9 protein-coding genes and 1 tRNA gene are annotated in these 11,879 nt (G+C 60.5%); 6 read left to right on the forward strand and 4 right to left on the reverse strand.

Annotation, left to right across the window (positions count from 1 at the left end):
* Positions 1–28 precede the first annotated feature (28 nt).
* The gene (locus tag AC4PS6_RS16015; RefSeq protein WP_492180877.1) at positions 29–1,690 is read right to left on the reverse strand and encodes an OFA family MFS transporter; all 1,662 of its coding nucleotides are present in this window, start codon (positions 1,688–1,690) and stop codon (positions 29–31) included.
* A 326-nt stretch (positions 1,691–2,016) separates the two neighbouring features.
* Between AC4PS6_RS16015 and AC4PS6_RS16020 the strand changes: the two genes are divergently transcribed.
* From AC4PS6_RS16020 to AC4PS6_RS16040, 5 genes are all read left to right on the forward strand, one after another.
* Complete coding sequence (locus AC4PS6_RS16020) at positions 2,017–4,233, forward strand: AsmA family protein (protein ID WP_336826735.1); 2,217 nt, start codon at positions 2,017–2,019, stop codon at positions 4,231–4,233.
* Positions 4,230–5,297 (forward strand): A/G-specific adenine glycosylase, encoded by a 1,068-nt coding sequence (gene mutY / locus AC4PS6_RS16025; RefSeq protein ID WP_336826733.1) that lies wholly within the window; start codon positions 4,230–4,232, stop codon positions 5,295–5,297. Before AC4PS6_RS16020 ends, mutY begins: the two co-directional genes overlap by 4 nt.
* Positions 5,294–5,566, forward strand: a complete 273-nt coding sequence (locus tag AC4PS6_RS16030; RefSeq protein WP_060767889.1) for an oxidative damage protection protein — start codon at positions 5,294–5,296, stop codon at positions 5,564–5,566. The genes mutY and AC4PS6_RS16030 overlap by 4 nt, the downstream gene beginning before the upstream one ends.
* 103 nt (positions 5,567–5,669) lie before the next feature.
* Positions 5,670–5,745: transfer RNA gene (locus AC4PS6_RS16035), tRNA-Phe, on the forward strand.
* Between the two features lie 172 nt (positions 5,746–5,917).
* Positions 5,918–6,589, forward strand: a complete 672-nt coding sequence (locus AC4PS6_RS16040) for a YajG family lipoprotein (RefSeq protein ID WP_060767890.1) — start codon at positions 5,918–5,920, stop codon at positions 6,587–6,589.
* A gap of 36 nt (positions 6,590–6,625) precedes the next feature.
* On the opposite strand, the gene AC4PS6_RS16045 is transcribed toward AC4PS6_RS16040, so the two are convergent.
* The gene (locus AC4PS6_RS16045; RefSeq protein ID WP_060767891.1) at positions 6,626–8,233 is read right to left on the reverse strand and encodes an ArnT family glycosyltransferase; all 1,608 of its coding nucleotides are present in this window, start codon (positions 8,231–8,233) and stop codon (positions 6,626–6,628) included.
* Positions 8,234–8,320: 87 nt separating this feature from the next.
* Positions 8,321–9,286: an arsenic resistance protein gene (locus tag AC4PS6_RS16050; protein ID WP_069868900.1), complete on the reverse strand. Its 966-nt coding sequence runs from the start codon at positions 9,284–9,286 to the stop codon at positions 8,321–8,323.
* A gap of 158 nt (positions 9,287–9,444) precedes the next feature.
* On the opposite strand from AC4PS6_RS16050, the gene AC4PS6_RS16055 reads away from it, so the two are divergent.
* Positions 9,445–9,858, forward strand: coding sequence for a hypothetical protein (locus AC4PS6_RS16055; RefSeq protein ID WP_014716505.1), 414 nt, complete (start codon positions 9,445–9,447; stop codon positions 9,856–9,858).
* A gap of 311 nt (positions 9,859–10,169) precedes the next feature.
* On the opposite strand, the gene gabP is transcribed toward AC4PS6_RS16055, so the two are convergent.
* Positions 10,170–11,561 carry a GABA permease gene (gabP, locus tag AC4PS6_RS16060; protein ID WP_020302403.1) on the reverse strand — a complete coding sequence of 464 codons (1,392 nt, stop codon included), beginning with the start codon at positions 11,559–11,561 and terminating at the stop codon, positions 10,170–10,172.
* Positions 11,562–11,879: the final 318 nt, after the last annotated feature.

Here is an 11,879-nt window from a genome sequence, read left to right on the forward strand (position 1 = left end):
AGGAGCCGGGCCCACCCTTATTGCGGTGTCAGTGGAACAGTACCGCCGTCTTCTGCAGGGTCACCCACACACCCCACGCCAGCGGAATACCCACTACCAGCCACGCGGCAATCGCCAGCGGCTTGCTGGCGGCGGAGGCCTTCCACTCCAGCACGGTGGTGGCATCGGCACCTTTGTCATGGCCCAGCGCCTGTTCGGCGGCAAGTTCTGCATCAGTCATGAAGTACTTATCGGCCACCGGGCGCACCAGCAGGTTGCAGATGAAGCCCAGCACCAGCAAGCCGGCGAGGATGTACAAGGTGATGTCGTAGGCCGCGGCGCGTTCAACGCCGATGCTCAACTGGTATTCACGCAGGTAGCTCACCAGCACCGGGCCCAACACGCCCGCAGCGGCCCAGGCGGTCAACAGGCGACCGTGGATCGCGCCAACCATCTGGGTGCCGAACAGGTCGGCCAGGTAGGCCGGAACCGTGGCAAAACCACCGCCGTACATCGACAGGATGATGCAGAACGCCGCCACAAACAGCGCCACGTTGCCCAGATGCCCCAGGTTCGGGATCAGCGCGTACAGGGCAAAGCCCAGGGCGAAGAACACGAAGTAGGTATTTTTACGCCCCAGGTAGTCAGAGAACGAGGCCCAGAAGAACCGGCCACCGATGTTGAACAGGCTCAACAGGCCGGTAAAACCAGCGGCAATGGCTGCAATGGAGGCCAACTGGCCCGCATCCAATTGGCCGAATGGCACATCAACACCCAACAACTTGCCGCCGAACACTTCCTGCAGCAGCGGCGAGGCCATGCCCAAGATGCCGATACCGGCAGACACGTTCAGGCACAGCACCAGCCATACCAGGCGGAACTGCGGGGTTTTCCACGCCACATTCACATGCACGTGACGGTGAGTGATCATCGCATTGCTGGCTTTTTTCGCCGGCGCGGTCCAGCCCTCAGGCTTCCAGCCGGTCGGCGGTACGCGATACAGCAGGGCGCCACCGATCATGAACACGAAGTAAATCGCCGCCATGACCACAAAGCTCTGCCATACGCCCACGCTGGTGGGCGAAGAGAAATGGCCCATCAGTGCCGCAGCCAGGGGCGCACCCACCATCGCGCCGCCGCCGAAGCCCATGATCGCCATGCCGGTCGCCATGCCGCGCTTGTCCGGGAACCACTTGATCAAGGTCGAAACGGGCGAGATATAGCCCAGGCCCAAGCCGATACCGCCAATGACACCGGAGCCGATCCACATCAGCCAGATCTGGTGGGTATAGATACCCAGCGCCGAGATCAGCAGGCCACCGCACCAGCACAACGCCGAGACAACGCCGGCCTTGCGTGGCCCGGCATGTTCCAGCCAGCCGCCCCAGATCGCTGCCGAGCAGCCCAGGAAGATGAAGAACAGGGTGTAGATCCAGCCCAGCATGGAGATGGGCCAGTCACATTGGGACGAGAAGACTTGGGCGATAAAGCTCATGTCCGGCGCGCAGGCCACCGGTGCGGTGATACCCAGCGCCTTGGACAACGGCAGCCAGAACACCGAGAAGCCGTAGGCCATGCCGATGCACAGGTGGATGGCCAGGGCGGCCGGTGGAACCAGCCAGCGGTTGAAGCCCGGCTTGGCGATGATGCGCTCCTTGGACAGGAACGCAGGCTGTGCGGCGGCAGTGCCGGCCACAGTGCTAGTGCTCATTGGTGTTTCCCCCAGTTATTGGTATGCGTCCGTCAGGCGCTCTCTCCCTCGGCCTTGCACGCAAAGCGTGGCCGTTTTGTTGAGTGAAGCTCCCTTTTAGGCGCGACCTTAAGTCGCAGAAGGCGGACGAACGTGCAGAGATTAGCACCAGTGGATGACAGAAAAATCAAACTGCCACTACCTTTTTTGGATTATCTGTATTTTTCTGACGTCAAAATCCCATTTCCACGCCGGTGGATACAATGTAACGATCCGTGAACTGACGCCGGCCTTCGGGCGTTATACTCTGCGGCTAAATTTTGAATTCGACATACAAGGACTCGCCCATGAAAGCGTTCGGCAAAATCCTGGGTCTGGTACTTCTGGGGCTGTTGCTGATCATTGTGGCGCTCGGCTTTGCCCTGACCCACCTTTTCGATCCCAACGACTACAAAGAAGAAATTCGCCAGATAGCCCGCGACAAGGCCCACATCGAGCTGACGCTCAATGGCGATATCGGCTGGAGCCTTTTCCCCTGGCTGGGCCTGGAACTGCACGAGGCCAGCGTCGCGACCCTGACCGCACCCACCCAACCTTTCGCCGACTTGCAGATGCTCGGCCTGTCGGTACGCGTACTGCCACTGCTGCGCCGCGAAGTGCAGATGAGCGATGTGCGTGTCGAGGGCTTGAACCTGCGCCTAAACCGCGACAAACAGGGCCACGGCAACTGGGAAGACATCGGCAAGAACCTGCCCGACGAAACCACAGGCACCCCCGCTCCCGCGCCAGTCGAACCCGTGGCTGAAACCAAGCCGGAAAAGCCGCCGCAGCCGATCCGCCTGGACATCGACAGCCTGACCATCAACAACGCTCGTGTTGAGTACACCGATGAACAGACCGGCAAGCAATTGAGTGCCGAGAGCATCCAACTGAGCGCCGGAGCCATCCACGAAGGCGCCAGCATTCCGCTGAAACTCACGGCGTTCCTGGGTAGCAACCAGCCGCTGATGCGGGTCAAGACCGAGCTGAACGGCAACTTGCGCATCCAGCGGGCCCTCAAGCGCTACCAGTTCGAAGACATGCGCTTTAGCGGTGAAGCCACCGGCGAGCCGCTGCAAGGCAAGACCGTGAGCTTCTCTACCCAGGGCCAACTGCTGGTGGACCTGGCGGCCAACGTCGCCGAATGGACCAACCTGAAACTGGCGGCCAACCAATTGCGCGCCTTGGGCGAACTGAAAGCCAATGACCTGGACAAAACCCCGCAGGTCAGTGGCGCGCTGTCTGTGGCCCAGTTCGACCTCGCCAAGTTCCTTGAAAGCATCGGCCACCCGCTGCCGGCCATGGCACCGGGCAGCCTGAGCAAGGTCGAACTGGTGAGCCGCCTCAAGGGCACGCCCAACAGCGTGGCCCTGGAAAACCTGAACCTGAAACTCGACGAAAGCACCTTCAGCGGCCGTGTCGCTGTAGAAGATTTCGCCAAGCAGTCCCTGCGGGTACAGCTCAAGGCCGATACCTTCAATGCCGACAACTACTTGCCGGCCAAATCCGAAGCAGCCAAAGGCGCAACCGCCGCTCGCCAGGCCGAAGTGCAGAGCAGCGAGGCCGGTGCGATGGCGGCTGGCGGCAACACGCCGCTGCCGGACGCCCCGACCAAAGGCGCCTGGAGTACCGACAAACTGCTGCCGCTGACCCGCTTGCGCAGCCTGGATATCGACGCCGACCTTGCGTTCGGCCAACTCACCCTGAGCCAGTTGCCGATCCAGAACGCGGTACTCAAAGCCTCCGGCATCGACGGCCAGCTCAAGCTCGACACCCTGAGCGGCGGTCTCTATAACGGCACCTTCCAGGCCAACGGCACGCTCGATGTGCGCCAGGATCTCCCGCTTCTGGCCGTGCAAACCCATATCAAGCAAGTACCGGTTGAGAAAATCCTGCAGGCCCAGGGGAAAAACCCGCCCGTCAAAGGCCAGGTCACGCTGGACAGCAACCTGACCGGGCGCGGCAACAGCCAGAAGGCATTGATCGACAGCCTCAACGGCACCGCCAGCTTTGTGATCAATAACGGGGTGTTGCTCAACGCCAACATCGAGCAGCAGGTTTGCACCGGGATCGCCCTGCTCAACCGCAAGACCCTGAGCACTGTGCCGCCGGGCAAGGACACCCCCTTCCAGGAACTGCGCGGCAACCTGACGTTCCGTAACGGCGTGGCCAGCAACCCCGACCTGAAAGTGCGCATCCCTGGGTTGACGGTGAATGGCAATGGCGATGTCGACTTGCGCGTGCTGGGCATGGATTACCGCGTCGGCATCATCGTCGAAGGCGACAAGCGCGACGTGCCGGACCCGGCTTGCCAGGTCGGCGCCAACTTCCAGGGCATTGAGGTACCGCTGCGTTGCCGTGGCCCGCTGGAGCTGGGCGCCAAGGCCTGCCGCCTGGACAAGGACGGCCTCGGCCAGGTCGCCCTCAAGGCGGCCGGCAATCGCCTGAACGAGAAGCTGGAAGAGAAACTCGACAAGGTTAATCCCAAGCTCAAAGACGCATTGAAAGGCCTGTTCAACCGATGAAAAACGAGCAGTTTTCACAGGCGGTGCTGGACTGGTACGACCGCCACGGCCGCCACGACCTGCCCTGGCAACAGGGCATCACGCCGTACCGGGTGTGGGTGTCGGAGATCATGCTGCAACAGACCCAAGTGAGCACCGTGCTCAATTATTTCGACCGGTTCATGGCGTCCCTGCCCACGGTCGAAGCCCTGGCCGCCGCGCCGGAAGACGAAGTGCTGCACCTGTGGACGGGCCTGGGCTACTACACCCGGGCACGCAACCTGCAAAAGACCGCGAAGATCGTGGTGGCCGAATACGGCGGCGAATTCCCCCGCGACGTCGAAAAGCTCACCGAGCTGCCGGGCATCGGCCTGTCCACCGCTGGTGCGATAGCCAGCCTGAGCATGGGCCTGCGCGCGCCGATCCTCGACGGCAACGTCAAACGCGTGCTGGCGCGCTTTACCGCGCAAGAGGGTTACCCGGGCGAGCCCAAGGTGGCCAAGCAGCTGTGGGCCACTGCAGAGCGCTTTACGCCCCATACCCGCGTCAACGCCTACACCCAGGCGATGATGGACATGGGCGCCACGCTCTGCACTCGCAGCAAACCCAGTTGCTTGCTGTGCCCGCTGGAAAAAGGCTGCGAAGCCCACATGCTCGGCCTGGAGACACGTTACCCGATCCCCAAGCCGCGCAAGACCATCCCGCAAAAGCGCACGCTGATGCCCATGCTGGCGAACGCCGAGGGCGCGATCCTGCTTTACCGTCGCCCCTCCACGGGCCTGTGGGGCGGTTTGTGGAGCTTGCCGGAGCTGGATGACCTGAGCGACCTCGACCACCTGGCCAACCAGCACGCACTCGCACTGGGCAAGCATCAGGAACTGCCAGGGTTGGTCCACACCTTCAGCCACTTCCAGCTGGCCATCGAACCCTGGCTGGTCCAGGTTGAGGAATCCGCCCATCACGTGGCCGAGGCCGACTGGCTCTGGTATAACCTCGCCACCCCGCCGCGCCTGGGCCTTGCCGCCCCGGTAAAAACATTGCTCAAGCGCGCGGCCGACGTATTGAACGCAGGAGTTTCGTCATGACCCGCACCGTTATGTGCCGTAAGTACAAAGAAGAACTGCCAGCCCTGGAACGTGCCCCTTTTCCGGGTGCCAAAGGCCAGGACATCTACGATAACGTTTCCGCCCAGGCGTGGGCCGACTGGCAAAAACACCAGACCCTGCTGATTAACGAAAAACGCCTGAACATGATGAACGCCGAAGACCGCAAATACCTGCAGGGCGAAATGGACAAGTTCTTTTCCGGCGAAGATTACGCCAAGGCCGAAGGCTACGTCCCACCCGCTCAATAATTGATCAAAAACCGGGGTCGGCACGTAAGCGACGGTAATAATTAAATATTTTTTGAAAACTTGCTTGACGACCCCCTGAAAAACCCGTTTAATGCGCCCCGTTGCCCAGATAGCTCAGTCGGTAGAGCAGGGGATTGAAAATCCCCGTGTCGGCGGTTCGATTCCGTCTCTGGGCACCAAAATACCGAGAAACCCCAAGGAACAATGTGTTCCTTGGGGTTTTTTATTGCCTGCGATTTAATACGACTCACGCATTTACGGACACGATGTCGCAGGAAGACGATTGAGGGTTATTTTTGGCTGGACTCAATCGTTCAGCCTTTACCCAAATCTCAGTTGTAAGGTTTTTTCATGACCCGCTTCTTGCTTTGCACCCTATTAATACTGGCCGCCCTGCTCAGTGGGTGTGCCACGCAGTTGGACGTAGCAATCAACGCAACGCCTGACCCGGACTACCACTTTGACCGACAGGCAACCGTGCTGGTGACCTCCACTGGCGGCAGTGATGAAAACTCGCTCAACGCCCGCTACTACTTGCGTGACATGGTCCGCGCCATGCAGGATCAGGGCTTTCGCAATGTCTTCACCGACACCACGCTGCCCAAGAACCATGCACCGATCAAAATGACCGTCACCCTGGATGTCGACAGCAAGCAGGTGACTTATCGCTATACCGCCACCGAATACGGGCAGGTGGCAAACAGCACCACCACCCAATGCAAGAAGAACAAGAAAAAGACCGACCAACTAACCTGCACCAGCACTCCAAACACCTCCTACGGCCCGGTAGGGACCTCGGAGCGCACCGGCTACACCACGCTCACCACCTTCCGGGTCACCGCTCGTGATGAAGTGAGCAGGCGCGCTGTCTACCTGCTACGGGCGTCGTCCTATAACGACGACTGCCAAGCCGCCAAGGTCGAAGCCTTCCTGGTACAGCAGGGTTTGCAGAATCTGAATTTCCAGGATCGCGTGCAGCGCAACTATACGGTCACGATGCCTGAAGGCTTCCGTTGCAAGTAATCAGCTGCTCGGCAGGCCCTTGGCTCAAGGGCCTTCTTACCTGAGCAAAAACACCATCAATGGGTTGTCATTCAAGCGCCCTTGATAGCTCGGCGCCAAGTGCTCCACCGGCGACCCCTTCAACAGCGCGGTCTCCTTGCGCGACACGATCACCCACGAGGGCCGGGGCAGCGCCGCCAATTTCTCAAGCTCGTGTCGCCCGACAAACAGCGGCTGTTCATCGTGATCCAGGTTCATCATGTAGCGCACCGCCCAGGTATCCCGTGCCAGGTCGACAAATACCAAAGGGCCCGGCTGCGCCTGGCGCAACGCCTCCACCTGGCTGACAAACCGCCGAGTATCGAATTGCAGGTCCTTGGCCGGCTCTATCACCGTCACCAGCAACAGCCATTGCGCCGCCAGGGCGATCAGACTGAGCCACACCAACCGCCATGCTCGCTGCCAGGCAATCAACGCTGCGGCTTGCAGCACCACCAGCACGCCGATCATCAACGGCAAGGAAATCTCTGGCCAGTAGCCCTGCTTGTGCCAGGCGTGTCGACACACAAACAACACCACCACGCACAACGCCGGCAGCGCCGCGACCAGCCATTCGTAGCCACGACGCACGCCCACCAGCCAGCCTTGCGCATGCAGCAGTCCATAGGCAGCGACAGCCGCAAACATCGGCACCATCGGCAGAATGTAATAAGCGCGCTTGAAGTGCGGTACCGACAGGCCGAGCAGAATCATCAAGCCGCAGCCCCCGAACCGCACCAGCAATTGCAGGTGCTCATTGCCCCAACGCTCGGGCCAGCGATGGCGCAACGCAAACAGGGTTGCAAACGCCAGCGGTACCACCGGGAAGTAGCGGTACAAGCTCAGTTGGAAGTAAAAGTAAAACGGCTCACCCGACTCATCCAGACGCCCACCGACTTGCATCTTGAAGACTTCATCGGCAAACGCATTGCCACCACTGAACCGCGCAAGCTTCATCAATAACCACCAGCACGCGGCGAGCAACACCAGGCCGACAACGCCGTGGATCAGGATCTGCCGGACACGCACCCCCGGTTTGCCCAACGCCCAATACACACACACCACCCCGCAGACTTCAATCAACCCCAGCGGCCCACGTATGGCGAAACCCAGGATGAACAACGGGAACACCGCCAGTTGCCTCAGCCGTGACCCGAGGCGTTCGCCGGTGTGCAGCAGATAGAAACTGCCCACGCATAACAACGCGACCATCTGGTCCAGGCACACCGAGCGCGACTTTTCGAGCAACTGGGCGGTGAGCAGCGTGAGCAGCATCGTCAGCAGCGACCAGGCACGGCTGTAGGGTGCCAGCAGACGATACATCAGCGCGATCACACCCGCCGAGGCGAGCGCCGTGGGCAGCACATTCGCCAAGTGGTTCGGCGCGTCGAACAAGCGGGCGAATAGATAACTGAAGAAGGTCGCGGTGCCTGGGTAATCCGCATAGGGCTGGCCGTAGGTGGTGGGGAAAAGACTCGCGCCATGGCGATACATCTCCTGCAGGAACAGCGCCCAACGCCCGTCAAAACCCTGGGGCTGCTGATCCCAGATGCCTACTGTGAACAACAAGAGAGCGACCAGGAAAATACCCAGTGACTCCAGGCGAAAACGGTTGCGGTGATCCATCGGGTGACCTGTCAGGTGGGAAGCGCTGGCGTATGGTGCCGAACGCGCCCCTGAATGGCGCCTGAACAGACCTGAACATTCACGCGGTTACCGACTGGAGGGCCACACCACTGCCGGGATCAGGCGAACGTAGGCCAACTCGGCAACCAACTCGATCAGGGTCTGCAGGACCACCACCGCTGCGGCCAAGCCGCGCACATCCTCCGGCAGGGCCAGCGCCAACGGTAAAACCACCAGCGAATTACGGGTCGACGCACTGAACGTTACCGCCCGCGCCGTCAAAGCTGGCAGTGCGAACAGGCGCGCAGCCCCAATGCCCATCAACGGCGCCAGCAACACAAAGGCCACGTAGACCGGAATAACTGGCAGCAACACATTGATATCCTGCATTACCGCCGTGATGTGCGAAGCGAGCACGACAAACAGCACCAACGCCATCGCCGGCACCGGCAACCACGCCCATGCACTGTTCCAATGACTGATTATGCTCGACCGCCGCGCAAGAGTGCTGGTCAAAACCGCCAGAAGCATCGGCACCACAATCAGCCCCAAGAACGCCTCGACAAACGGCCTCGCAGCCACCACCACGGCCGATTGCTCGCCCAACATCAGCCCCAGGTATACCGGCAACAGCAGCAGTTGCAGCAACAGCAGCAGCGGGGTTGCCGCCAGCATCGACCGCGAGTCGCCCTTGCCGATATGGGTAAACACCACCACGTAGTCGATACAGGGCGTCAGCAACACCAGCAGAGCGCCCACCAGCAACGCCGGGCGCTCCACCAGGCCGCGGGTCAACCCCCACACCAGTAAAGGCACCAGGATGAAATTGGCCAGCAGCAAGGCCCCCATGAAGCGCTTGTTGCCCAAGCCTTGGCGCAGCTCAAGAAAGGGTATCTGCAAAAACATCGCATACATCAGCACGGCGATGGCAGGGGTCACCCAAAGGCTGAGGCCCTGCGCCGACAAGGGCCAGAGCAGGCCAAACGTGACGGCCGCAAAGACGGCAACGAAGTAGATCGGGACCTGATGGTGTTCCAGGGTGTCACGGGTCATGGGCGGGCTCTGGTGGATCCATAGACTGTCAGCCTAAGTACCCGCGCAGATAAGGTCGAGCACTACAGCAATCATTGCCGCCCGAGAAACCCTTGGGATTTACCCCAACCTGCGCTTCAATACACCCTCTAAATCCAGACCCCAAGGACGTTAAGCCCATGGCCTCGCCAAACAAGCAGCAAAAACGCGCCCACCGGGCAAAAGCCAAGGCCAAGCAAAACCGCACCCAGCGCGCCGTGGCGCACAAGCCGGATGCTTTTGCTGGCGACGACAGCCGCATCGACCTTGAGTCGGTGGATTTGACTGAACTGTTCGTCGAAATGCGTACCGCCGGCGAGATCAGCCAGCAGGCGCTGTGTGCGGTGTTCCTGGCGCACCCGTTGCTGGCGTTGGTGCTGGAGCAGGAAGGCGAAGAGGAAGCGACCGACTTTATCCTGGCGGCGCTGATCGAGTATCGGCAGTGGGCGACGGACAGCGATGATGAAGCCGCCGCATTGGCGTGGATTGAGTCGCCGCAGTTCCAGGCCGACTACGTGGCGGCGTCCCAGGCGCTGGCCAACGCCCCCGACTGACGCAAAATAAAAATGTGGGAGCGGGCTTGCCCTAATGCCAGTCAGTTAAGAGCTCGAGCAGACAACCAGTGACTTGTGGCGAGGGAGCTTGCTCCCGCTGGACTGCGTAGCAGTCCCATTTTTGGGGCCGCTTCGCGCCCCAGCGGGAGCAAGCTCCCTCGCCACAGTTACCGATTCTGTCTTAACTGACTGGCATTAGGGCTTGCCCGCGATGGCGGTGTGTCAGGCGACGAATACATCGATTGGCAGTCCGTCATCGCGGGCAAGCCCGGCTCCCACATTGTTGCGCGGTGCGCTACCACCGTCTCTCGTCAGTTAAGCGCCGCAGCCCCCACTCTTTGAGCCTTGCGACGGCTCGCCACCACCAACCCCGCCAACACCACCAGCAAGCTCAGAATCCCGGTGGCGATGATCTCGACCCGGTGCGCTTCCTGGAACAGCATGATGGTCAACGTACCGACGATAAACACCATCACCGCGTACGTCAGGCCAGGAAACAACCACATCTTGAACACGATCTTCTCGCCCGCCGCCGCACGCTTCTGACGCATGCGCAGTTGCGACACGGCAATCACCAAGTACACCAGCAACGCAATGGCGCCGGAGCTGGCCAGCAGGAATTCGAACACGGCCGCCGGGGCGACGTAGTTGGCAAATACCGCCAGGAACGCAGCGCCGGTAGACAGCAACACTGCCCAGTAAGGCGTGCCGCTCTTGTTGGTACGCTTGGCCACGGCCGGTGCGTCACCGCGACGGCCCAGGGAGAACAGCATGCGCGACGCGGTGTACAGCGCCGAGTTGAGGCAGCTGGTCACGGCAACCAGCACCACCAGGTCGACAATCAGCTTGGCGTTCGGAATGCCCATGCGTTCCAGCACAGTCTGGTAGGAACCTACGGCAGCCAAGGTCGGATCGTTCCAAGGCACCAGGGAGACCACGATGAAGATCGACAACAGGTAGAACAAACCAATCCGCCAGATCACCGAATTGGTGGCCTTGGTGATTTGCTGGCCAGGGTTCTTCGATTCGGCGGCAGCAATGGTGACAATCTCAGTGCCCATGAACGAGAACATGGTGGTCAGGATTGCCGCCAACACCGCGCCCATGCCGTTGGGCATGAACCCTTGGGTATCGAACAGGTGCGAAACACCGCTGACCTGGCTGGTGGGCAAGAAGCCGAAGATCGCGGCTAGGCCGAGGATCACAAAGCCGACGATCGCAACGACTTTGATCAGCGCAAACCAGAACTCGAACTCACCGTAGTTCTTCACACTGAACAGGTTGGTTGCAGTCAGCAACAACGTAATGATTAGGGTAAACGCCCAAATCGCCACGTCGGGGAACCAGGCGTGCAGGATGGTCGCCGCTGCGTTGGCCTCCAACGGAATCACCAGCACCCAGAACCACCAGTAGAGCCAGCCAATGGTGAAACCGGCCCAGTGGCCGATTGCCCGGTCGGCATAGGTAGAGAACGAACCGGTATCGGGTGACGCAACGGCCATCTCGGCCAGCATGCGCATTACCAAGACCACCAGTGTACCGGCGGCTGCATAGGCCAACAGTACAGCCGGGCCGGCAGCAGCGATCGCATGGCCGGAGCCGACAAACAAACCGGCGCCGATGACGCCGGCAATCGACAGCATGGTGACGTGCCGCGGTTTGAGCCCCTGTTCGAGGTCATTGGAGCTTTGCGTACTACTCATTGACACACCTTTGCGAGGAATTGCGAAAACGGTTCGCCCGGCCTGCAGCCTTTCTCGTGAAAAGAATCCAACAGGGCGTTCTTTATTTTTTACGCAAGATTTGCGCCAAAATATTTCAGAGCCAGAGTTGACGGGGGCTGTAGGACAATTCGCCATCTATCGCAAGTCATTGAGAACAATGGCATTCCGCTATAGCGTTACCGTGCGACTCACATTCACGGCACACCGACGCACCAAAAACACACACAAAAAGTACGTGACGCCCCATAAACGGGCTGATATGGACCGTTTGCCCGGTTAACCCTTCCAACACCCGGC

The organism is Pseudomonas sp. DW-iso17 (genome assembly GCF_058725345.1).